The sequence below is a fragment of the Pseudomonas sp. Emmai genome, from assembly GCF_055179735.1.
In genome coordinates, this window is record NZ_CM143685.1 from 4034797 (window position 1) to 4058701 (window position 23905).

Annotated in this window: 19 protein-coding genes and 1 tRNA gene; 10 read left to right on the plus strand and 10 right to left on the minus strand. The window is 61.3% G+C overall.

All coding sequences use genetic code 11. The features are described 5' to 3' along the window. The first annotated feature begins 210 nt into the window (after positions 1 to 210). Positions 211 to 732: a polyhydroxyalkanoate synthesis repressor PhaR gene (gene phaR / locus ACY4LX_RS18665; protein ID WP_463257389.1), complete on the plus strand. Its 522-nt coding sequence runs from the start codon at positions 211 to 213 to the stop codon at positions 730 to 732. A 35-nt stretch (positions 733 to 767) separates the two neighbouring features. Here phaR and ACY4LX_RS18670 read toward each other — a convergent pair whose 3' ends face one another. Further along, complete coding sequence (locus tag ACY4LX_RS18670; protein ID WP_149660400.1) at positions 768 to 1337, minus strand: phasin family protein; 570 nt, start codon at positions 1335 to 1337, stop codon at positions 768 to 770. A gap of 245 nt (positions 1338 to 1582) precedes the next feature. Here ACY4LX_RS18670 and ACY4LX_RS18675 point away from each other — a divergent pair, with 245 nt between their 5' ends. After that, entirely contained in the window at positions 1583 to 3949 is a 2367-nt protein-coding gene (locus ACY4LX_RS18675) for a DUF3141 domain-containing protein (RefSeq protein ID WP_463257390.1), read from the plus strand. A gap of 21 nt (positions 3950 to 3970) precedes the next feature. Here the strand turns inward: ACY4LX_RS18675 and ACY4LX_RS18680 are convergent, their stop codons facing one another. After that, positions 3971 to 5008 carry an AraC family transcriptional regulator gene (locus tag ACY4LX_RS18680; RefSeq protein ID WP_149660398.1) on the minus strand — a complete coding sequence of 346 codons (1038 nt, stop codon included), beginning with the start codon at positions 5006 to 5008 and terminating at the stop codon, positions 3971 to 3973. Between the two features lie 241 nt (positions 5009 to 5249). Between ACY4LX_RS18680 and phbB the strand changes: the two genes are divergently transcribed. From phbB to ACY4LX_RS18705, 5 genes are all read left to right on the plus strand, one after another. Beyond that, positions 5250 to 5996, plus strand: coding sequence for an acetoacetyl-CoA reductase (phbB, locus tag ACY4LX_RS18685; protein ID WP_149660397.1), 747 nt, complete (start codon positions 5250 to 5252; stop codon positions 5994 to 5996). A 57-nt stretch (positions 5997 to 6053) separates the two neighbouring features. Continuing rightward, positions 6054 to 7232, plus strand: a complete 1179-nt coding sequence (locus ACY4LX_RS18690) for an acetyl-CoA C-acetyltransferase (protein ID WP_149660396.1) — start codon at positions 6054 to 6056, stop codon at positions 7230 to 7232. 94 nt (positions 7233 to 7326) lie between these two features. Further along, entirely contained in the window at positions 7327 to 9030 is a 1704-nt protein-coding gene (gene phaC, locus ACY4LX_RS18695) for a class I poly(R)-hydroxyalkanoic acid synthase (protein ID WP_149660395.1), read from the plus strand. A 131-nt stretch (positions 9031 to 9161) separates the two neighbouring features. Beyond that, positions 9162 to 9815 (plus strand): hydrolase, encoded by a 654-nt coding sequence (locus tag ACY4LX_RS18700; RefSeq protein WP_463257391.1) that lies wholly within the window; start codon positions 9162 to 9164, stop codon positions 9813 to 9815. A gap of 59 nt (positions 9816 to 9874) precedes the next feature. Beyond that, positions 9875 to 11188: an OprD family porin gene (locus tag ACY4LX_RS18705; protein WP_463257392.1), complete on the plus strand. Its 1314-nt coding sequence runs from the start codon at positions 9875 to 9877 to the stop codon at positions 11186 to 11188. Between the two features lie 196 nt (positions 11189 to 11384). Here the strand turns inward: ACY4LX_RS18705 and ACY4LX_RS18710 are convergent, their stop codons facing one another. Next, positions 11385 to 12026, minus strand: coding sequence for a hydrolase (locus ACY4LX_RS18710; RefSeq protein ID WP_149660393.1), 642 nt, complete (start codon positions 12024 to 12026; stop codon positions 11385 to 11387). A 142-nt stretch (positions 12027 to 12168) separates the two neighbouring features. Here ACY4LX_RS18710 and ACY4LX_RS18715 point away from each other — a divergent pair, with 142 nt between their 5' ends. Next, a complete protein-coding gene (locus ACY4LX_RS18715) occupies positions 12169 to 13056 on the plus strand; it encodes a LysR family transcriptional regulator (RefSeq protein WP_463257393.1) in 888 nt (295 codons plus the stop codon). A gap of 3 nt (positions 13057 to 13059) precedes the next feature. On the opposite strand, the gene ACY4LX_RS18720 is transcribed toward ACY4LX_RS18715, so the two are convergent. The 7 genes from ACY4LX_RS18720 to fdnG form a co-directional block, all read right to left on the minus strand. Continuing rightward, a tRNA-Sec gene (locus tag ACY4LX_RS18720) sits at positions 13060 to 13155 on the minus strand. Further along, entirely contained in the window at positions 13156 to 15060 is a 1905-nt protein-coding gene (selB, locus tag ACY4LX_RS18725) for a selenocysteine-specific translation elongation factor (RefSeq protein ID WP_463260621.1), read from the minus strand. Continuing rightward, complete coding sequence (gene selA, locus ACY4LX_RS18730; protein ID WP_149660391.1) at positions 15057 to 16463, minus strand: L-seryl-tRNA(Sec) selenium transferase; 1407 nt, start codon at positions 16461 to 16463, stop codon at positions 15057 to 15059. Before selA ends, selB begins: the two co-directional genes overlap by 4 nt. Positions 16464 to 16514: 51 nt before the next feature. Then, a complete protein-coding gene (gene fdhE, locus ACY4LX_RS18735) occupies positions 16515 to 17441 on the minus strand; it encodes a formate dehydrogenase accessory protein FdhE (protein ID WP_463257394.1) in 927 nt (308 codons plus the stop codon). A gap of 4 nt (positions 17442 to 17445) precedes the next feature. Further along, positions 17446 to 18096: a formate dehydrogenase subunit gamma gene (locus tag ACY4LX_RS18740; RefSeq protein ID WP_463257395.1), complete on the minus strand. Its 651-nt coding sequence runs from the start codon at positions 18094 to 18096 to the stop codon at positions 17446 to 17448. Then, positions 18093 to 19028 (minus strand): formate dehydrogenase subunit beta, encoded by a 936-nt coding sequence (fdxH, locus tag ACY4LX_RS18745; RefSeq protein ID WP_463257396.1) that lies wholly within the window; start codon positions 19026 to 19028, stop codon positions 18093 to 18095. Before fdxH ends, ACY4LX_RS18740 begins: the two co-directional genes overlap by 4 nt. Beyond that, positions 19029 to 22094: a formate dehydrogenase-N subunit alpha gene (gene fdnG, locus ACY4LX_RS18750; protein WP_463257397.1), complete on the minus strand. Its 3066-nt coding sequence runs from the start codon at positions 22092 to 22094 to the stop codon at positions 19029 to 19031. A gap of 341 nt (positions 22095 to 22435) precedes the next feature. On the opposite strand from fdnG, the gene ACY4LX_RS18755 reads away from it, so the two are divergent. Together ACY4LX_RS18755 and ACY4LX_RS18760 are read left to right on the plus strand one after the other, a co-directional pair. Further along, a complete protein-coding gene (locus ACY4LX_RS18755) occupies positions 22436 to 23581 on the plus strand; it encodes a MalY/PatB family protein (protein WP_463257398.1) in 1146 nt (381 codons plus the stop codon). A 111-nt stretch (positions 23582 to 23692) separates the two neighbouring features. Further along, positions 23693 to 23881 (plus strand): hypothetical protein, encoded by a 189-nt coding sequence (locus ACY4LX_RS18760; RefSeq protein WP_463260670.1) that lies wholly within the window; start codon positions 23693 to 23695, stop codon positions 23879 to 23881. Positions 23882 to 23905 lie beyond the last annotated feature (24 nt).

Sequence of the window (23905 nt, forward strand, 5' to 3'; positions counted from 1 at the left end):
GGGGCGTGGTCGTCAGGCGGCGTTGCGGTCTGTTTGTGATCTTGTAGGAGCAAGGCTTGCCCGCGAAAGCGTCGGCACATCCAACATCGACAGTGACTGACACAACGTCTTCGCGAGCAAGCCTCGCTCCTACAGGGCTCGGCGGGTCGGCGACATCGGCGATAGTAGGTTAAGATGCCTGCAAATCAGGCTCGCCGCGAGACGCCCCGCATGACCGTTAACAACCCCAACACCCCCCGCCTGATCAAGAAATACCCCAATCGCCGCCTGTACGACACCCATACCAGCAGCCACTTGACCCTGGCCGATATTCGGCAACTGGTGGTCGATAAAGTCCCGCTCCAGGTGGTCGATGCCAAAACTGGCGAGGACTTGACCCGCAGTATTCTGTTGCAAGTCATCCTCGAAGCCGAAAGCGGTGGTGAGCCGATCTTCAGCAGCGAGATGCTGATGGGCATCATCCAGTTCTACGGCCCGTACCAGGGCGTGCTCGGCAGCTACCTGGATAAAAGCATCCAGACCGTGATCGACATCCAGTCCCAGACCGGCGCCCAGTCGTCCGAGGCCTGGAGCACCTTCATGCACCAGCAGGCGCCGGTGATGCAGGACTTGATGCGCCAATACGTCGATCAGTCCAAGGCGCTCTACCTCAATACCCAGAACATGTTCGGCCTGTTCGGCGCCAAGCCAGGCACCGATAACGGGACGAAAAAAAATGGCGATGGGGAATAATCCCATCGCCATCGGTGATGCTGGCCTGATCTGACTTATTTGTTGCCGTTGGTAGTCTTGGCACCCGCTTCTGGAGCAGCTTTGCCGGCGGCAGCGGTCGCAGCGTCGAAGCCACTCTGGGCTACATCAGACGCCTGCTTTACCGCCTTCTGTGCGCTTTCGAACACGGTACCGGCATTCGCCAGACCCGATTTGAAGGCCGCGACCACTGGCTCGGAGCCAGCCGGTGCATTCTTGCTGATCGACTCGACGAACTCATTCACCTGCTGAGTGCCCGCCTGGACTTGACCTTCGGTCAGTTTGGCGATCTCCGACTGGGTGCCGACGATCAGCGCCTGAACCTGACGATTGAATTCAGCCAGGCGTTCGGTTTGCGCGCTCGGTTGGGTGAACGACGCCTGCAAATCAGCGAAACCTTGTGGATCACGCACCGCCAGCAGCTTGCGCACGCCTTCGAAGTGCTCCTCGGTGGAGTCGCGCAGTGCCTTGAACTGCAACTGGCTCAGTTGTTCAACGCTGGCGAAGACTTTACCGCTGATCTGCTGCAACAGGTCGAGGTTGGCTTTCTGGGTGGCTTGCAGTTTTTCCGAGTTGAAAAAAGACATGCTGAAATCTCCTGGTACTGGAAGGCCCATTCAGGCCTGAGGACGCGACAGCGATCCGGGCAGTCGTCGCGTTAGCCTTGATATTGCAGTGCACAAAAAGGTTTGGCAACGGATATTTTGTGCACTGCAAAATAAACGGTACTCCTGCGGTGGTTATTCACTATAGACTCGTGAAAATCCGATGACCGGCCTAGCCATTGCTAGACTGGCTGACGATTCCCCCCGCACCGTGTCAGGAGTTCACCATGGGCCAGGAAGAAAATATTGCGCTGCAAGATGAGGGGCTTTCCCCGGCGACCGGGCTGTTCGAGCACCTGAATCACCTACAACAGCTCAATACCCGCAACGTGCTCGACGCGGTGCAGCAGCGCCAGGCAAAAACCTTCGCGCCGCTCAGCCAGGGCCAGCTCAAACAACCGACGGCGGCGCACTGGCAGGAATACTTCACCGACCTCAGCCAACGCAGCCTGTTGTTCTGGGACACCTTGCGCCAGCGCGGCGACAACACCTTGGCCCACGAGCGGGCAGGCTTTCCGCTGCTGCTCAAGTTCGAGCATGAAACCCTGGTCAACGGCGCCGACCTGCCGCGCCCGGTCAACTACTCACTGTTGCGCATCCTCAGCGCCGAACCAGCCATCGACAGCCAGCCACCGGTGATCATCATCGACCCGCGCGGCGGCCATGGCTCCGGCATCGGCGGCTTCAAGCAGGATTCACTCATTGGCGAAAGCCTGCGCGCCGGTCATCCCACCTACTTCATCTCGTTCAGTCACTCACCCGCTCCCGGGCAAACCCTGGCGGACATCGTCGCGGCGCAAGCGCGGTTCATCGAAACAGTCAGCGCCCGGCATCCCGCCAGCGCCAAACCGGTGGTGATCGGCAACTGCCAGGCAGGCTGGGCATTGATGGGACTGGCCGCCACACGCCCCGAACTGCCGGGGCTGATCATCGTCAACGGCGCACCGCTGTCGTACTGGGCCGGGGTCAATGGCCGCAACCCGATGCGCTACACCGGCGGTTTGCTCGGCGGTGGCTGGATGGCGCGTTTGGGTAGCGATCTGGGCAACGAGCGGTTCGACGGCACCTGGCTGGTGAGCAATTTCGAAAACCTCGACCCGGCCAACACCTATTGGGGCAAGTACTACCACCTGTTTAGCGAAGTCGACACCGAAGCCGCGCGCTTCCTCGACTTCGAACGCTGGTGGGGCAGCCCGACGCTGCTGAACGGCGAAGAAATCGAGATGATTGTCGACGACCTGTTCATCGGCAATCAGCTGTCCGGCGGCCTGGGGCGCAAGAGCAGCGGGCTCGACCTCAAGCGCATCGAAGTGCCCGTGGTGGTGTTTTGTTCCTATGGCGACAACATCACCTCGCCGCAACAGGCGCTGGACTGGATCGCCGATGTCTACCCCAGTGACCTGGCCTTGCAGAACGCCGGGCGGACCATTGTCTACCTGCGTCACGCGAGCATCGGCCACCTGGGGATTTTCGTCTCCGGCGAAGTGGCCCGGCGTGAACACCGCGAGCTGCTGGGTGCGGTCGAGACCATCAACGCCCTGCCCGCCGGGCTCTATGAAATGCTGATCGACGATCTACCCGACACGCAATACGCCGTGCGTTTCGAACCCCGACGCATCGCCGACATCCATGGCGAAGTGCCGCCGCCCCGGGATGATGATCGCGAATTCGCCCTGGTCGAACGCGCCTCGAGTATCAACAACAGCGTGTACGACGGCTTCATTCGGCCGTGGCTGCGTCCGTTGATCAATGAACCGACCGCCGATCTGCTACGCAAGGCCCATCCGTTCCATCAGCAACAAGTGCTCTGGAGCAGTTCGAACCCGGCCCTCTGGTGGCTGGCCGGCAGCGCCGCCCAGGTGCGCAATGAGCGTCGCCCCGCCGCCACCGACAATCCGTTGCTGGCCTGGCAGGCGTTGTTCTCCAACCAGGTTCAGGACACTTTGAACGCCTACCGCGATCTACGCGATGCCACCCAGGAACTGTGTTTCTACGGCGTCTACGGCGCACTCAACCAGCTCAGCGGCAACGTGCCAACGCGCGATCTGCAAGCCCACGCCGAGAACCACGACAAAGCACTGCTCGAACGCCTGCAAACCGCCCTGCCCCTGGGCGGCCTGATGGAAGCGCTGGTGCGCATCCTGTTCCTGCTGGACCGCGACAGCGACGCGCGAGGCAAAGCCAATCTCGACAAACTGCTCGAACAAATGCAGCGCTTGTTGCAGGACCACAGCGTTGAACCGCTGGATCTACGTGACACCCTGCAAACGCAGAAAATGCTGGTCCTCACTTATCCGCAGGAAAGCCTGCAAAGCCTGCCGCTGTTGCTGCCTGAAACCGAGGAGCGCCAGCAGGTATTGGCCGCCGTTGCCAATCTGCTGCCGGAACTGTTGAACGAGAACGCGGCCGGGCACGGATTCTGGTGCGAGTTGCACACCTTGCTTGAAGTGCCGCTACCGGGTTTTGACCTGACTCAACCGCCCAGCGAGGCTGATGCAGTTCTTGAACAACCCGCGCCTGTCGCCAAGGTTGAAGTCCCGACGCCACAACCCACCAAACCCCGCAAAACCTCGAAGAAACCACCAAAGAAATAAAACCGAACCGCATCGGCCAGATCAGGCCGATGCGGCTGTCTCGACGTCAAAAGATTCATCCGCCCGATACTGCCCCGGCGTCATCCCGAACCACCGGCTGCACGCCTTGTTGAAGCTGCTGTGGTCATGGAAACCAAGGAGATACGCCACATGCTTCATGTTGAAATGAGAGTGGCGCAGGTAGTAGTCAGCCAATTGCCGGCGCACCGCATTCTGCACATCCTTGAATTGCGTCCCTTCCTTTTCCAGCGAGCGTTGCAGCGTACGTTTGCTGATGTTCAGCGCCGCGGCGATCGACTCCATGTCGTACTGCCCTTGCCCCTGGCTCAACCGCTCGCTGATCAACGCGCGAATCCGGCCGACAATCGAGAAGCCAAACAGCAGGTCAAGTTGCGCCTCGGCAAAACTGTCGTGCAGCACCGCCAGTGTCTCGTTGGCCATGCTCAACGGGCGCAGCACTTCCTGGCCGTCGAACAGAATGCTGTCGTAGGGTGCGTTGAACTGCAGGTTGCAGCCAAACAAACGCCGATGTTCCGAAGTGTCGGCGGGTTCGGGATAACTGAACTGCACCTGCAACGGCTGCGGCGAGTTGCCGCCTGCCAGCCAACGGCAAAACCCCATCAGGGACGCCAGGGCGGCGTCGACGTATTGCCGGGGTTTGACCGAGCCGGCCTGCTGATGATCAAGCGCCGCCAATCGAAAGTTTTGCTGCTCAGCGGTGAAAAACAGGCTGAAGCCGGTACCGATCAACGGGCTGAAACGCACCAGCCGTTCTATCGCCCTTTTCAGGTTCAGGCTGGACATCATGGTGTAGCCGACAATCTGGAAACTGCCGGGATGGAAGTTGCCATAGGCTTTCAAGCCGATGTCCGGGTCAGCGCTGGCCTGCGCGGCCAGGGCCCACAATCGATAGATCGCCCGGCGCTCGCAAAACGCACCGGGCAGTTTCGCCAGATGGATGTCCAGTCCGGCCTCTTGGCACAAGCTGGCGACATCCAGTCCTTGAGCAGAAAGCGTATTCACCAGCACGCTGGCATAGCCTGAACTCATTCTGTACATGGGCGTCCTCAATGACCTGTGGTGCCGAACATCCTGTTCGGGCCATACGGATCTGCGTCTGAATCAAAGAATATTGGGCCGTTCAGTGTCGAGTGTTGATCCCAGTATAGGTACTCGTCGCTTTTAGCGACTTCTGGCGTCGTTGGACACCAAACAGTCACCTCACAACACTTCCCCAGCCCCCACCCATGCCGAACAATCCTCCCATCTTGCAGCGCAAAATAATAAAAGGAAGAAGTCTATGAAGTCGCTTGGTCGTATTGCGTTGGTAACCGGCGGTATGGGTGGGATTGGTACGGCGATCAGCCAGCGTCTTTACCAGGAAGGCTTCAAGGTGGTGGTGGGCTGCAGCGCCAATTCCAGCCGCAAGGAAGAATGGGCCGCCGCCCAGTCGGCAGCCGGGTTCGAGTTCCATTTTGTCTACGGTGACATCACCGACTGGGAGTCAACTCGCGCGGCGTTTGAGTGGGTCAAGGAGACGTACGGTCCGGTGGACGTGCTGGTCAACAACGCCGGCATCACCCGGGATGCCTCGTTCCGCAAGCTCACCCCCGAAGACTGGAACGCGGTGATCGGCACCAACCTCAGCGGCATGTTCAACACCACCAAACAGGTGATTGAAGGCATGTTGAGCAAAGGCTGGGGCCGGATCATCAACATCTCGTCCATCAACGGCCAGCGCGGCCAGTTCGGCCAGACCAACTACAGCGCGGCCAAGGCCGGTATCCACGGCTTCACCATGGCCCTGGCGCGGGAAGTGTCGGGCAAGGGCGTGACCGTCAATACCGTGTCGCCGGGCTACATCCAGACCAGCATGACCGCGGCCATTCGCCCGGACATCCTCGACAGCATGATCGCCGCCACACCAGTCGGTCGCCTCGGCCAACCGGAAGAAATCGCCTCCATCGTCGCCTGGCTGGCGTCCGATGAGTCGGCCTACAGCACCGGTGCCGACTTCTCGGTCAACGGCGGCATGAATATGCAGTAACCCGTGCAGGGCAAGGAGGCCCTGCTGCCGTTCGACACATTCTTAATGAGGTCACGCATGAACGAAGTCGTAATCGTTGCCGCTACTCGTACCGCCATTGGCAGCTTCCAGGGTGCCTTGTCCGCGATTCCGGCCACCGAACTGGGTGCGGCGCTGATTCGCCGCTTGCTGGAACAGACCGGTATCAACGGCGAACAGATCGATGAAGTGATCCTCGGCCAGGTGCTCAGCGCCGGTGCCGGACAGAACCCGGCACGCCAGACCGCGATCAAGGCCGGCCTGCCCTTCACCACCCCAGCCATGACCCTGAACAAAGTCTGTGGCTCCGGGCTCAAGGCTGTGCAACTGGCGGTCCAGGCCATCCGCTGTGGTGACGCCGAACTGGTGATTGCCGGCGGCCAGGAAAACATGAGCCTGGCGCCTTACGTCCTGCCCAAGGCCCGCACCGGTTTGCGCCTGGGCCATGCGCAACTGCAAGACAGCGTGATTCAGGACGGTTTGTGGGATGCCTTCAACGACTACCACATGGGCATCACCGCAGAGAATCTGGCTGAGAAATACAGTGTCACCCGTGAGCAACAGGACACCTTCGCCGCCGCCTCGCAGCAGAAAGCCGCAGCGGCCATCGAAGCCGGGTACTTCAAGCGTGAAATCACCCCGATCCTGATTCCCCAGCGCAAGGGCGAACCGCTGGCCTTCGACACCGATGAACAGCCACGAGCGGACAGCAGCGCCCAGTCCCTGGGCAAGCTGAAGCCGGCGTTCCAGAAAGACGGCAGCGTTACCGCCGGCAACTCGTCGACCCTCAACGACGGCGCCGCCGTGCTGTTGCTGGCCAGCGCCGCCAAGGCCCAAGCCTTGGGGTTACCGGTCCTGGCGCGGATCAAGGCGTACGCCAGTGCCGGCGTTGACCCGTCGATCATGGGCATCGGCCCCGTTCCGGCCACCCGCCTGGCGCTGGAAAAGGCCGGCTGGAGCCTTGATGACCTGGACCTGATCGAAGCCAATGAAGCCTTCGCTGCGCAGTCACTGGCGGTCGGCAAAGAACTGGGCTGGGACACCAGCAAGGTCAACGTCAACGGCGGTGCGATTGCCCTCGGTCATCCGATCGGCGCCTCGGGGGCACGGATTCTGGTGTCGCTGTTGTTCGAACTGATTCGTCGCGATGGCCATAAAGGCCTGGCCACGTTGTGCATCGGTGGCGGGCAAGGCGTCAGCCTGGTCATCGAGCGCTAGTCACACCGAACTGCTTGCCTTTGCTAATGACGCGGCACCGTACGCGGTGTCGCGCTTTTTTCTGCCCGGTTGACCTTTGTGGGCAAGGAGTTCCATGGATAACAACGCGCACACCTTCAACACTTACTGGTCTGGCCAGGTTCCGTTCATTGCCTCCTTTGCAGTGCAACAATTACGCCTGTGGGTCAGCACTAATCCGTGGTTCACCGGGCAGGAATACAACGACTGGTTTGACCTGCCCCGTGGCACCCTCGACAGCCTGCAGTCCGACTATCAACTGCAATGGGGTGACCTCGGCCAGCGCCTGATGACCGGCCAGCCGTTCACCTTCGATGATCGACGCTTCGCCAGCGGCGCCTGGAGCCAACCGCTGTTCGGTTCACTCGCCGCGTTTTACCTGCTCAACGCCGGCTTTCTGCTGAAGCTGCTCGACAAGTTGCCGATCAAGGACAAGAAACCGCGCCAACGCCTGCTGTACCTGGTGGAGCAAGCCATCGCCGCCGGCGCGCCGAGCAACTTCCTGGCGAGTAACCCTGACGCGTTACAACGGGTAGTCGATACCCAGGGCGCCAGCCTGCTCACGGGGTTGCTGCACCTGGCCAGCGACCTGCAAGAAGGCAAGATGCGCCAGTGCGACAGCAATGCGTTCAAGGTCGGCGAGGACCTGGCGACAACACCCGGCGAAGTGGTGTTCGAGAACGAATTGTTCCAGCTGATCCAGTACTACCCGCAAACCGAAACCCAGTACCGGCGCCCGGTGTTCGTGGTGCCGCCGTCGATCAACAAGTACTACATCCTCGATTTGCGCCCCGACAACTCGATGATCGGCCATCTGTTGCAGCAAGGCCATCCGGTGTTTCTGATGTCCTGGCGCAACTTCGACCAGGCCCACGCCAACACCACGTGGGATGACCTGATCGAAACCGGCATCATCAAAGGCCTGCAAGTGACCCGCGAGATCAGCGGCGAGCAACGACCCAATTGCGTCGGCTTCTGTATCGGCGGCACGCTGTTGAGCACGGCGCTGGCGGTGTTGGCCGCGCGTGGCGATAAAGACATCGCCAGCGTCAGCCTGTTGACCACATTCCTCGATTACCTCGACACCGGCCCCATCGACATCTTTGTCGACGAAAAACTGGTGGCCTACCGCGAACGCACCATCGGCGGGCTGGACGGCCCCATCGGCCTGTTCAAGGGCGAGGACATGGGCAACACCTTCTCCCTGCTGCGCCCCAATGACTTGTGGTGGAACTACAACGTCGACAAATACCTCAAGGGCCAGAAGCCGGTCGCCCTGGACCTGCTGTTCTGGAACAACGACAGCACCAACCTGCCCGGCCCGATGTATTGCTGGTATTTGCGTCACACGTATTTGCAGAACGACTTGAAGTCCGGTGAGCTGGATTGCTGCGGGGTCAAACTCGACCTGCGGGCCATCGAGGCGCCGGCGTACATCCTCGCCACCCACGACGACCACATCGTGCCGTGGCGCAGCGCCTACGCCAGCACCGAACTGCTCGGCGGGACCAAGCGCTTTGTGCTCGGCGCCTCGGGGCATATCGCCGGGGTGATCAACCCGCCGGCCAATCAGAAGCGTCATTACTGGACCAACAACCGCATCAGCAAAAAACCGGACACATGGTTCATGAATGCCCAGCAACATCCCGGTAGCTGGTGGAATGACTGGTTTGCCTGGTTGGCCGAACACGCCGGGGAGCGCCAGCCTTCGGCGCTGCACATCGGCAATGCCCAATTCCCGGCGATTGAGTCGGCACCGGGGCGGTATGTGATGCAATGACCCGCCGTCCTGCGCGATGAACTTGCATCGCGCAGGGCTCATACCACACACAAACACAGCACACCCACTCAAGATCCCCAGCCGAATCTGCGCAACCATGAGCCTTCACTCACTCCCGTAAGGACCTCGTGATGGCCATTGCACAAGCAGTTCCCGGCAAAACCCTGCTGACCCCGACCGACCACACCCTGATCATGATTGATCACCAGTCGCAGATGTCCTTCGCGACCAAGTCCATCGATGCCGTGACCCTGCGCAACAACGCCGCGCTGGTGGCCAAGGCTGCGCGTGGCTTCAAGGTTTCGACCATTCTCACCACTGTGGCCGAGAAGAGCTTTTCCGGACCGATCTTCGATGAAATCAAGTCGGTGTTCCCGGAACACAACGTGATCGACCGCACCAGCATGAACACCTGGGAAGACGAGCGCATCGCTGTTGAAGTGAACAAGTTCGGCAAGCAGAAAATCGTTCTCGCCGGGCTCTGGACCTCGGTGTGCATCGTTGGCCCGGCGCTGTCAGCCCTGGACCAGGGTTTCGAGGTGTACTTCATCGCCGATGCCTGTGGCGATGTGTCGATCGAAGCCCATGACATGGCGATTCAACGCATGATCCAGCTCGGCGCCCGGCCGATGACATCGCTGCAATACCTGTTGGAACTGCAACGCGACTGGGCTCGCAGCGAGACCTACGAAGAAACCGTGAAAACCTCCATCGCCAATGGCGGCTCCTACGGTTTGGGCCTGATCTACGCCAAAACCATGTTCGGCGCGTCCGAAGGCCATTAAGCAACAACGGCGACTGCGTGACTTGCTTGCGCAGTCGCTGCCTTGGTGGTGATCTATCCATGACGTCTTCTTTGTTAAATCGCAGCCTGTGCTTGTCGATACTGCTGACCGGCACGGCCCTGGCAGATGAACCGGCGCCCACAGGTTTTCTGGACGGTGCGACGCTCGGGGTGTTGAGTCGCAACTTCTATCTCAACAGCGACTATCGAACGCCCTCGCCTTCTGGAAAAAGCTACAAAGCCGAATGGGCTCAAGGGTTTATCAGCAACTTTGAATCCGGTTTCACCGATGGCGCGATTGGTTTTGGCCTCGACGCCCACGGGTTTTTCGGGCTCAAGCTCGATGGCGGTAAAGGCCATTCAGGCACTGGATTGCTGCCGCTGGATGATGACGGTCGCAGCGACAGCAACTACTCCAGTGGCGGCGGCGCGATCAAGGTCAAGGCGTCTCGCACCACCCTGGCATTCGGTGAAATGACCGTAGAAACCCCGGTGTTCGATACGTCGGACAAACGCTTGCAACCGGAGTACGCCACGGGTTTTCTGATGAACAGTCGGGAAATCGACGGCATCAACCTGGTGGCCGGGCACTTCACGGCGTTCAAGAACCAGGACAGCTCATCGGGCAAGGGCGATTTTTTCGGTTACGGCGCCAACACCGAGGCCGGCGGAATTTCTTTCCTGGGGGCCGACCTGTTCACCAACAGCCCGGTGGGCGGTGCGTTGTATACCTCCGAACTGAGCGACACCTGGCACCAGTACTACGGCAATCTGCACCTCAAGCAGTCTGATATTTTTCTCGATGCGAACCTGTACCACACGCAGGACACCGGCCGGGCATTGGCGGGTGCAATCGACAACACCGCCTACAGTCTGTCGGGCAAATACACCCTCGGCGCCCAAGCCTTTACCCTCGCCTACCAGCAAATCAACGGCGACACGCCCTTCGATTTCGTCGGTGGCGACTCCATCTACCTGGCCAACTCGATCAAGTACGCCGATTTCAACGGCGCCCATGAACGTTCCTGGCAGGCTCGTTATGACCTGGATTTGGGTGAATTCGGCATTCCGGGGCTGAACTTCATGACCCGTTATGTAAGGGGCAGCAACATCGACGGCACCCACGCGCCCAAGGGCGGCGCCTATAACCCGTTCGACGAGGAAAGTGGCGGGTACGTGCCGCAACAAGGGGATGGTGGCAAGCATTGGGAGCGGGATATCGATGTGCGCTATGTCGTGCAGTCAGGGTCGGCCAAGGGCTTGTCGCTGCAACTATCCCATGTCTCGCACCGGGGTAACGCGGCCCAGGCGGGCGATGATATTGACCGGGTTTATGTCGTGGTCCAGTACCCGTTGAGCTTCGGGCCGTTCTGATTCTCACAAATCCCTGTAGGAGCGAGCGGTGCGGCGATCCGACTTGGCCGCGAAGGCGTCGTGTCAGACGACATTAATGCTGGCTGACACAACGCTTTCGCGGGCAAGCCTCGCTCCTACAGGGAATGGCGGCGGTCGCGGGATTGGGCTGCCACATGGCCCTGAGCCTGGCTCAGGGCCGGTGGACGATCGTTATTTAAACCTTCCGCTGCGGTGCCTTGTGCACCATGGTGTAGGCGTAATCCACGCCCATGCCGTAGGCGCCGCTGTGTTCGCGCACCAGTTCCATCACCGCGTCGTAGGTTTCTTTGTGCGCCCAGTCGCGTTGGTATTCGAGCAGCACTTGTTGCCAGGTCACCGGCACCGCGCCGGCCTGAATCATCCGCTGCACCGACATGTCATGCGCTTCCTTGGTGGTGCCGCCGGAGGCGTCGGTGACGATGTACACCTCGTAGCCTTCGGCCAGGGCTTCCAGCGCCGGGAAGTTCAGGCAGACCTCGGTCCACAGCGCGGCCATGATCAGTTTTTTGCGCCCGGTGGCCTTCACTGCGGCGACCAGCGCCTTGTCTTCCCAGGAGTTCATCGAAGTGCGCTCGATGGGCTGTTGATCCGGGAACACACCGAGCAATTCCGGCCAGATAAAACCGCTGAAGCTTTCGGTTTCCACCGAAGTCAGGATGGTCGGCACGTTGAAGATCTTCGCCGTCTTGGCCAGGGCCACGGTGTTGTTCTTCAGGGTCTGGCGATCGATCGATTGCACGCCAAAGGACATCTGCGGCTGGTGGTCGATCAGGATCAGGGCGGAGTTGGTTGGGTTGAGCAATTCACGGATGGACATGGCGAGTTCCTTTTGATGTCGATGAGTTCTGTTCAGTGGGTTAGCCGTTGTTTGCTGCCGGCTTGTGGCTAATTTAGGCGCTAGCGATAAAAGGAACAATTCCCTAGAATCGGGAATCATTGATTCCAAATTGGGGACAGTCTTGGATCGTATCGAATGCATGCGCGCGTTTATCGTCACCGTCGGTGAAAACGGCTTCGCCGCCGCAGCCCGGGCAATGGACGTGCCGCGCTCCAAAGTCAGCAAACAGATTCAGGCACTGGAAGAAGCCATCGGCGTGCAATTGCTGCAACGCACCACCCGCAGCCTGCACCTGACCGAGGCTGGCGCCGAGTATTACGACGCGGCACGGGAACTGATTGCTTCGCTGGACGAAGCCGAGCAACGGGCGCGGGATGGTATTGGAGAGTTACGCGGCGTACTGCGGATCAACGCGCCGATGTCCTTCGGTCTGCGCCGCTTGGGGCCGCTGATTCCGCTGTTCCACGAGCAGCACCCGAACATCGAGTTGCAGCTGGTGCTGAGTGACCAGCAAGTGGACCCGGTGCGCGGAGGTTTTGATGTGACCTTGCGGATTGCGAGCATGCCGGACTCATCGATGATCGCCCGGCTCATCGCCCCCGCGCCACGGATCATGGTCGCTTCACCGGCCTACCTGAAACGGGCCGGCACGCCCCAGGTGCCGAAGGACCTGACCGCCCACCAATGCCTGAACTACGGCTATCTGCAAAGCGGCGTCAGCTTGCAACTGAGTAACGGCAAGGACACGCAACGGGTCAACGTCACCGGCCCGCTGCACGCCAACAACGGCGACCTGCTGGCCCAGGCCGCCGAAGCCGGCATGGGCATCGCCCTGCTCCCGGACTTTATCGTCGAAGACGCGTTGGCGGCCGGTCGTTTGGTGCCGGTGCTGTGCGAATGGCAGGCACCGCCGATCACCATCAACGCGGTCTACCCGTCAGCACGGCGGGTGCCGCAGAAGACCCGCACGTTCATTGATTTCCTGATCAAGGAACTGGGGCCACGCTGAAATTGGCGGAAGGCAGCCGGAGTCGAACCTGCCCGGGAACGGATGCCGTCCCCCACCGGGTTTGAAGCCCGGCCGCACCACCGGGCGCGATTGCCTTCCTTATTCGTTGGCCTGGGCCAGTGCACTGTCGAGGCGGACCTGACGACGGTCGCCGATACGCCGGGTCAGGCCGATCCGGTCGAAGTATTCGAGAATCTGCACGCTGCGCTTGCGCCCCAGGCCCACCGCATCGCGAAACGCCACAACCTCGATCACCGGGTTTTCCCCGGCCAGTTGCATCAGCATAGCCGCCAATTGCCGCAGCACCGCGTCGGTATAAAACAGATCGCGCACCACTTGGTGCAGCAGTCCCAATCGCGCCATTTTGCGCAGCAGCGCGCGCACCACCGCTTCGTCATGGCCGAGGTCACGCACCCAAGGTGGATTGAAACCGGCAGCTTCAAATGTCGGCTGCAATTGCTGCCACAAGGTTTCGTCATCCTCACTCAAGCACACTTGATGATCGGGCAGATGCAGCCACGGTCCACTGCTGACGAGGGCGCCACTGGCGAGCAATTCGTCGAGCAGGCTGATGAAGGTCGGGCGATCCAACGCGGTGCCGGTGAACCGACGCAGGCGATCGCGGTCCGGGCCCATTTGGTCGGGCTCCAGTTGGTGGAAGCGTGCAAGGTGTTCCAGCAGTGGCGGCTTGAAAGATTCCCAGCGTTCGGCGCTGAACAACAACGGACCTTGGCGGGTGTTGATCAGGCGCACTTCGCCGGGCAAGACCCAGCTATCGCGAGGACGGTTGAACTGGCGCTCCAGGCGTTGCGGATCGAGGCCGGTGCCGCTGTGGGCCAACAGCGCAGGTATGACAGCTTCAAGGCTGTCGGTGCTGGCGAGGGCTTGCAGTTGAGCCAGTCGTTCAGGGCTGCGGCGCTGGCGGCTCGGGGCAAATGGATCGAGCACGCGGCCGCCGCCGAGGGTGCGTTGGGCGCTCTGGTCGCGCAGGATCAAGGGATCGCCCTTCACCGCGTGCACCGGCGCGTTCAGCAGCAGTTGCGCGAACATCCGCTCGCCGGGGGCCAGGCTTGGACCTTCCAGCAACGCCACACGTCCGGTCACGTCCTGGGTGCCGAGGTGAACGTGCACCGGGTGGAAATGCTGGAATGCGGTGGCTTCGCTGGGCAGCAGTTGCATCTCGATGTCCAGGCGCTGGGTCGGTGCATGCAGCCACTCGGCCAGCAACCATTGGCCACGGTGGATGTGCTCCAGATTCAAGCGATCGGCGCTCAAATTCAGCGCGACTCGTTGCCCGGCGAAAGCAGTGTCGGCCGCTTGATTCTGCGCATGCAGGCCCCGCACTCGCACCGGTTTCCCCTGCGGCCCGAGCAGCAACGTATCGCCCACGTTCACGGCACCGGACAATGCCGTGCCGGTGACCACAATGCCCGCGCCGGCCACGCTGAAGGCACGATCAATCGCCAGGCGAAAGCCGCCAAGGATGTTGCGTTGAAGGACGTTTTTCTGCACGTCGAGCAAGGCTTCACGCAGGGTCGCAACGCCCTCGCCCGTCACACTCGACACCGCAATCAACGGCGCACCGGCAAAAGGCCCCGGCGCCAACAGCATTGAGATCTGCGCCCGGACTTCCTCGATTCGACCCGGTTCAACCCGATCACACTTGGTCATCGCCACCAACGCCCGAGGGATCCCCAGCAACTCGACAATCGCCAGATGCTCACGGGTCTGGGGCATCACCCCGTCATCCGCCGCCACCACCAACAGCACCAGATCAATCCCTTGCGCGCCCGCGAGCATGTTGTGGGTGAAACGCTCATGCCCCGGCACATCGATAAACCCGGTCAACGCCGTACCCGGCTCCAAGGCGGCGTAGAGATAACCGAGGTCAATGGTCATCCCCCGCTCCCGCTCCTCACGGCGACGATCCCCTTGCTGACCGGTCAACGCCTCAAGCAACAACGTCTTGCCGTGGTCGATGTGCCCTGCCGTACCGACGATCACGCCTGCCCGCCGTTCAACTGATCGAGTTGCGCCAGCCATGCCGCTTCGTCGTCCAGTTGCCGCAGGTCCAGCCACAAGGCGTCATCGTCAATGCGCCCGAGCACCGGAATCGGCAAGGTGCGAAATGCCGTTTCCAGCGTAAGCAACAACCGCCCACGCAGACGTTTGGACACCAGCGGCCGCAGGCACAACGCCCCGCTCGGCAACCGCGCCACCGGTTGGCTGCCGCTGCCGATCATGCCCAGCGCCGGCACCGCGCTGACGTTCCAGCCATCACCCAGCCGTTGGGCCAATGAAGGTTGCAGACGTTCGGCCTGGGCGAGGATGTCAGCCTGAGTCCGGGTCAGCAGACGCAAACTCGGCAAGCGCTCGGCCAATCGATCAGGGTCGCGGTACAACCCCAACACCGCCTCAAGCGCCGCCAACGTCAGCTTGTCGACCCGCAACGCCCGTTTCAGCGGGTTCTTCTTGATCTTCGCGATCAAATCCTTGCGCCCGACAATCAGCCCGGCCTGGGGACCACCCAACAATTTATCGCCGCTAAACGTCACGATATCCGCCCCGTCGAGCAACGCCTGACGCACCGTCGGTTCCGCCGGCAAGCCCCAGCGCGTCAGGTCCAGCAAACTGCCGCTGCCCAAATCCTCTAGCAACGGCAACGCATGCTTGTGCGCCAACTCGGCCAGTTCGGCCGTCGGCACGCTGGTCGTGAAACCGGAGATCGCGTAGTTGCTCGCATGCACGCGCATGATCAACCCGCTGCGCAGGCCGATGGCGGCTTCATAGTCTTTGGCGTGGGTGCGATTGGTGGTGCCGACTTCAACCAGTTTCACCCCGGCGCGGGCCATGATGTCGGGAATGCGAAACGCGCCGCCGATCTCGATCAACTCACCCCGGGAAATGATGCCTTCCTTGCGTGCGCCGAGGCTGTTGAGGGTCAACAGCACCGCCGCCGCGTTATTGTTGACCACGGTCACCGCTTCGGCGCCGGTCAACTCGCGAATGAGGCCTTCGATCAAATCGTCACGGTCACCGCGCTTGCCGCTGTGCAAATCAAACTCAAGATTGATCGGATACCGCGCCGCCATCTGCACCGCTTCAATGGCTTCCTGCGGCAACAACGCCCGTCCGAGGTTGGTATGCAGCACGGTCCCGGTGAGGTTGAACACCCGCCGTACATGGCTGCGATGCTGGGCAACCAGCCGTTCACCGGCCCGGCCCGCCAACACTTCTGGCGCAATCTCGACCGCCGCCAGTTGCCCCGACAACACCGGCTCGCGCAGGTCATCCAGCAGCTGTCGCAGACTGGCGAGCAACGCCTCGCGCCCATAGCGCTCGGCCAGCGGCTGGCACGCCGGATGGCGCAATAGGCTGTCGATGGAAGGCAGACGCAGGTTGGACATCAGCAGCACCCGAATGCAATGGACCGTCGCGCCTGAGTGTAGACGCTGGGCTTATTCGCTTCCGGGGGCTAGCAACAGATTCGGCGCCAGGCGCTGATAACCTTCCTGCTCCAGCCGCATGTCCAGCAACAGGCTGGTCAGGTCGGTGGACAAGGCTTCAGCCTCAGCATCGTTTTCCAGATACAGCAATTTCAGGTAGCTGTTGCAGCCCGGACAGACTTCGGCACGCAACGGCGCCTGATCCGCCGCGTGGCGATCATCGTCGAGGCTGACGTATTCCAGGCCTTTGCTCTGCTCGCAATACACGCACTTGACCCGCACCACATGCCATTCACAGGCACACAGCGAGCACACCAGATAACGCAAACCGTTGAACTTGCCGCGATGACGAATCACCCCCGCCATGGCCGGCGAACCACAGGCCGGGCATTGGCTGAGGCTGTCGCCGGGTTTGAGGTCCAGGTTCGGCGTGTCCAGCAACCAGTGGCTCCACGCCACTTGCAGGGCGGCGCCGAGAAACGGCACCACTTCGGCAGGCAATAACGAATATTGACCGCTGACCAACGCAACGGCCCAAGCCTTGAGCTCACCGGGGTTGGCCCCTAGCAGCGTGTTGATCGCGCTTTTGACCGCCGCCTGGGGCGGTGGCTTATAGCGCAGCAACAGCGCGTACAGAAACGGCAGCCAATCCGTCTCGCGCACCAGACTGTCAGCAGCGAACGGCGGCAAACCGTGCTGCTGGCAGACGCTCAACCGCTCGGCGTCGGGCATCTCATCAACCGGCAGGTCATCGAGCATGTCCTGTTGCAGATGGCACAACCCGGCGACCAGCCGCAGGTAATCGGCCAGCGGATGGCCCTCGGCCAACCGCTCCAGCCCCCGCGCTCGCAGGGTGAACAGGTTGCGCGGTGGCAAATGCAGAAACGGCGGAGAACTCGCCGCCGCTTCGATTTCGCCTGGCTCAAGAATCGTCGCCACGTGCTTATCCTTTTCTGATCGGTCGATCGGGGTCTTCGTCGCGGGTCACTTCGCGGTACCAGAGCTCATGGTGCTTCTTCGCCCAAGCGCGGCTGACCCAACCGTGGACCATGGCGCTGATCGAGCCCTTGATCCAGATCCCGGCGTAGATGTGCACGATGATGCTCAACACCAGCACAAACCCCGCCAGCGCATGCAGCAGCATGGCCCAGCGAATCGTGGTGATGCCGAAATACACGCTGAAGTACGCGCGCCAGATCACCAACCCCGTGAACAACAACCCTAACATGCACACCAGCAACGTCCAGAACAGCAACTTCTGGCCGGGGTTGTATTTGCCAATCGGCGGCACGCCCTCCTCTTCATTCTGGATCACCCGGTCGATGCGCTTGAGCCACAGCCCATCGTTGCGGATGAAGTAGTTGGCGCGCCAGAAGCGGAACACCAGGCCGAGGAACAGCACAAACATCACCACCCCCATGAACGGATGCAGAATCCGCGTCCACGGCCCGCCGCCAAACAGGTTGCTCAGCCAGAACAGCGCCGGGTGAAACAGCGCCAGCCCCGACAGCGCGGCCATGAAAAACAGGATCGCCACCAGCCAGTGATTGGTGCGCTGGTTGGCGGTGTAGCGCAGGATCTGCTTGCGGATCATGGTCTGTCCTCCCCGCGCGGATCGAAGGTGTGCACCGATGGATCGACTTCGTGCACCGCCGGGTCTTTAAGCGGTGGCAGCTCATCCTCTTCCACAATCTGCGGCCCGACGCGCACGTAATGGAAGAACCCCGCCAGCACCGCCAGGCCCATGGCGAGCAGGCCCAAGGGTTTGCTCACGCCTTTCCACAGGCCCACCAACGGACTGATTTCAGGATCTTTCGCCAGCCCGGCGTAGATCTGCGGCGTATCGGCGTGGTGCAGCACGTACATCACGTGGGTGCCGCCGACACCGGCCGGGTCATACAAACCGGCGTTTTCAAAACCACGGCTCTTGAGATCAACGATGCGTTCGGCGGCGTGTTCCTTCATGTCTTCCTTGGTGCCGAAGACGATGGCGCCGGTCGGGCAGGTTTTCACGCAGGCCGGTTCCAGGCCCACGGCGACCCGGTCCGAGCACAGCGTGCACTTGTAGGCCTTGTGGTCCTTTTGCGAGATGCGCGGAATGTTGAACGGGCAACCGGTGATGCAATAGCCGCAGCCGATGCAATGGTCCTGGTCGAAATCGACGATGCCGTTGGCGTGCTTGATGATCGCCCCAGGACTCGGGCACGCCGCCAGGCAACCGGGCTCGGCGCAGTGCATGCAGCCGTCCTTGCGGATCAGCCATTCGAGGTTGCCGGCGTCGGTTTCGTGCTCGGTGAAACGCATCAGGGTCCAGGTTTCAGCGGTCAGGTCCTGGGGATTGTCGTAGGTGCCGAGGTTATGGCCGATGTCGTCGCGTAACTCGTTCCATTCCGAACACGCCACTTGGCAGGCCTTGCAACCGATGCACTTGGTGGTGTCGATCAGCTTCGCCACTTCTTCCTGATTACGCGCCGACGGCGGCACGGTGGTGGTGGCCGAGCGGGCAATGATGTCTTGGCTGGCCATTTAGACTTTCTCCACGTTGACCAGGAATGACTTGGATTCCGGGGTCTGGGAATTACCATCGCCGAGGAACGGCACCAGGGTGTTGGTGAGATAACCGTGACGCGTCAACCCGGTAAACCCCCAGTGCAGCGGGATACCGATGTGGTGCACCACCTGGCCGTTGACCTGCAACGGCCGGATACGCTTGGTCACCACCGCCACCGCTTCGATAAAGCCGCGCTTGCTGCTGACCCGCACCTTGTCGCCGGCGACGATGCCTTTCTCCTTGGCCAGCACTTCGCCGATCTCGACGAATTGCTCCGGCTGGGCAATGGCGTTGAGCTTGCAGTGCTTGCTCCAGAAGTGGAAATGCTCGGTCAGCCGATAACTCGTCGCGGCGTACGGGTAATCCTTGGCCACGCCGAGGGTGTCCCACACCGAATCGAAGATCCGCGCCGCCGGGTTGCTGGTGGCTTTCTTGTTGTTGGGGTGCAGCGGGTTGATGCCGATCGGGGTTTCAAACGGCTCGTAGTGCTCGGGGAATGGCCCTTCGTTCATCTTGTCCACGGCGAAGAACCGCGCCACACCTTCGGGGTTCATGATGAATGGGTTCATCCCCGCTTCCGGTGGCGAATCGGCCTTGAAGTCCGGCACATCGGTGCCGCCCCAGGCCTTGCCGTTCCACCACACCAGGCGTTTTTTCTCGTCCCACGGCTTGCCCTGCGGGTCGGCCGAGGCGCGGTTGTAGAGAATCCGCCGGTTGGATGGCCAGGCCCAGGCCCAGCCCAAATGTTGCTTCATGCCGTAAGGATCGCTGTTATCGCGACGGGCCATCTGATTGCCGGTTTCGGTCCAGCTGCCGCAGAAAATCCAGCAGCCGGACGCGGTGCTGCCGTCGTCCTTGAGCTGGCCGAAACCGGCCAGTTGCGCGTTGCCCTTGATCGCCGCGCCGGTGGCATCGGTGAAATCGACGGTGGCGTTGCCGTTGATTTCCTTGGCCAGTTCTTCCGGCGACGGTTCGTCGGGGATTTTGTATGGCCACGACAGTTTCAGCAGCGGATCGGGATACGCACCGCCCTCGGCCTGATAACGCTTGCGCAGGCGCAGGAACAGTTCGCCCATGATCTTGATGTCGGTGTGCGCTTCCCCCGGCCCGTCTGCGCCTTTCCAGTGCCATTGCAGCCAACGACTGCTGTTGACCAGCGAACCGTCCTCCTCGGCAAAACAGGTGGTCGGCAGGCGAATGACTTCGGTATGAATGTCAGCGCTGGTCACGTCGTTGTAAGGCCCGACGTTTTTCCAGAATTCCGAGGTTTCCGTGGACAGTGGGTCCATCACCACCAGCCATTTGAGCTTGGCCAGCGCCGCCATCACCCGGTTCTTGTCCGGCAACGCGGCAATCGGGTTGAAGCCCTGGCACATGTAGCCGTTGACCTTGCCCTGCCCCATCAAATCGAACATTTTCAGGATGTCGTAGTTGGGGATGTCGAGTTTGGGCAGGTAGTCGTAGGCCCAATTGTTCTCGGCGGTGGCGTTGTTGCCGTACCAGGACTTCATCAGGCTGACGTGGAACTTGCTGTAGTTCTGCCAGTAGGACAACTGCCCCGGGCGCAACGGCATTTGTGTGCGCTTGGTGATGTAGGCCTTGTAGTCCTGCTCGGCATCCACGCCCAGGGTCAGGTAACCGGGCAGCGCATTGGAGAGCAAGCCGAGGTCGGTCAGGCCCTGGATGTTGGAGTGGCCGCGCAAGGCATTGACTCCGCCGCCGGGCATGCCGACGTTGCCCAGCAGCAGTTGCACCATCGCCGCGCTGCGGATGATCTGCGAACCGATGGAATGTTGAGTCCAGCCGAGCGCGTAGAGAATCGTCATGGTCTTGCCCGGTGTCGAGCAGGTGGCGATTTCTTCCCAGATTTTCTTGATGGCGTCCACGGGCATGCCGCAGATCTGGCTCGCCAGGTCGATGGTGTAGCGGCTGTAGTGGGTTTTCATCAGTTGATAAACGCAGCGCGGGTCTTGCAGGGTCGGGTCGACCTTGGCAAAACCGTCCTCGCCCAGCTCATAACCCCAGCCGGATTTGTCGGTGTACAGGCGTTTTTCCGCGTCGTAGCCGCTGAAAATCCCGTCCTCGAAACCGAACCCGGCTTTGACGATGAACGACACGTCGGTGTAATTGCGCACGTACTCGTGCTGGATCTTGTCCTCGGTCAGCAGGTAATTGATCAACCCGCCCATGAAGGCGATGTCGGTGCCGGTGCGGATCGGCGCGTAATAGTCGGCCACGGACGCGGTGCGGGTGAAGCGCGGATCGACCACGATCAACCGGGCCTTGTTGTGGGCCTTGGCTTCGGTCACCCATTTAAAGCCGCAAGGGTGCGCTTCTGCGGCGTTGCCGCCCATCACCAGGATCAGGTTCGCGTTGGCAATATCGGTCCAGGTATTGGTCATGGCACCACGGCCGTACGTCGGGGCAAGACTTGCCACCGTCGGACCGTGTCAGACACGCGCCTGGTTATCGAACCCCAGCATGCCCAGGCTGCGAATCACCTTGTGGGTGATGTAGCCCGCTTCGTTGGACGCCGCCGACGCCGCGAGGAACCCGGTGGTCAGCCAGCGGTTCACCGTTTCGCCCTTGGCGTTCTTCTCGATGAAATTGGCGTCGCGGTCGGTCTTCATCAGGTCGACCACGCGGTCCAGGGCTTCATCCCAGGAGATACGTGTCCATTCGCTGCTGCCAGGCTTGCGTACTTGCGGGTACTGCAAGCGGCTGGGGCTGTGAATGAAGTCCAGCAGGCCCGCGCCTTTGGGGCACAGGGTGCCGCGATTGACCGGGTGATCGGCGTCGCCTTCGATGTGGATGATGCTCTGGGCGACGTTCTTGGCCTGGTCGCCCTGGCTGTACATAATCAAGCCGCAACCCACCGAGCAGTACGGGCAGGTGTTGCGGGTTTCATGGGTGTGGGCGAGTTTGAAATGACGCACTTGCTCGGCGAAGGCCGGCACCGGGAGCATGCCCAGCGCGCCGAGGCTCGAGCCCGCAAGGCCGATACCGGCGACCTTGAAGAACTGACGACGGTTGAGGTCCATCGTGCACTCCTGATCAGGTGAAGACCCGGTGCTTTTCCGGGCTTTTCTGGACAGACACGGTCGCGGCAGCGTGGCTGCCGCTAATTCAAACTTTAGGCCAGGGTTATGAGTTCAACTATGAAAACCGACCGTCGGCACAACACCACCGTGGCCTGACACCACCACCGATTCCCTGTAGGAGCAAGGCTTGCCCGCGATGGCGTCGTGTCAGCCTGCATTTATGGTGACTGACACGCCGCCTTCGCGGGCAAGCCTCGCTCCTACAGGAGAATGGTGTGCTCGGTGTGGGTTGCGGCTTATCATGGCCGCCGTGATTAACCCTGCCTTCTATGAGACCGCGCATGACTTTCGATTTCGACCAGGTGTTCGACCGCCACGCAACCGGCAGTACCAAATGGAGCCGTTACCCGGCCGACGTGTTGCCGATGTGGGTCGCGGACATGGATTTCGCCGCGCCGCCGGTGATTATCCAGGCCCTGCAAAAACGCCTGGAACACCCGTTGCTCGGCTACAGCGTGGCCCCGGACAGCCTGCGCGACGCCATCGTCGCCGACCTCTGGAACAAATACGCCTGGCGGGTGAAACCTTCGGAACTGGTGTTTTTGCCGGGGGTGGAATCGGGATTCAACATGGCGCTGAACGCGCTGGTCGAGCCGCAGCAGAACGTCGTGGTGCAAACCCCGAACTACCCGCCACTGCGTCACGCGCCGGGGCATTGGGGGCTGAACAAAGTTGAACTGGAATTCGTCGCCCAGGCCGACGGTTCCTACGCCACACCGCTCGATGCCTTGCGCGAATCCCTGAACGGAGGTGGCGCGTTGCTGCTGAGCAACCCGCATAACCCGCTGGGTAAGGTGTTCCCCCGGGAAGAACTGCAAGCCGTGGCCGATATCTGCCTGGCGCAGGACGCCTGGATCATCTCCGACGAGATCCACGCCGAGCTGTGTTACGACGGGCGCGTACATATTCCTACCGCGTCGTTGAGCGCTGAAATCGCCAAACGCACCATCACCCTGATGTCGGCGAGCAAGGCCTACAACATCGCGGGTTTGAAGACCTCCTTCATGATCATCCAGGATCCGGCGCTGCTGTCGCGGGTCAATCACGCCCGTTGCGGCCTGGTCGACAGCGTCAACCCGCTGGGCCTGGAAGCCACCCGCGTGGCCTACACCGAAGGCGGACCTTGGCTGGCCGGGCTGATGACGTACCTGCACGCTAACCGTGATTATCTGGTGGACGCCGTGCGCACGCGGTTGCCGGGCGTGACCATCAACGTGCCCCAAGGCACTTACCTGGCGTGGCTCGACTGCTCGGCGCTGGGGCTGGAGGATCCGCAGCGGTTCTTCCTGGAACAGGCCAAGGTCGGGTTGAGTGCGGGCCTGGATTTTGGGGATCACAGCCAACAGTTTGTACGCCTGAACTTCGGCTGCCCGCGGGTGTTGCTGGAAGAAGGGATTGCGCGGATGGAGCGCAGCCTCAAAGCCTGACCCCATTCCCTGTAGGAGCGAGGCTTGCCCGCGAAGGCGTCCGTCCAGTCGATAGGGATGTTGACTGACACACCGTCTTCGCGGGCAAGCCTCGCTCCTGCAAGGGTGGAAGTGGCGCCAATCTATGTGTTGCTGGCGTCGGACGTGGCCATCGGCCCGGCGGGCATGGACCTGCTCAAGCTGGACATCAAGGACGCGGCGAACTGGATGGGCCACGGCATCGGACGCGTGACCTTGTCGATGCGCATCCGCAATGCCGACAGCACCTTCTCCCCCAATGATTACTGTGCACCGACCTGACGTTGTCGATCGTGGCGCTGAGCA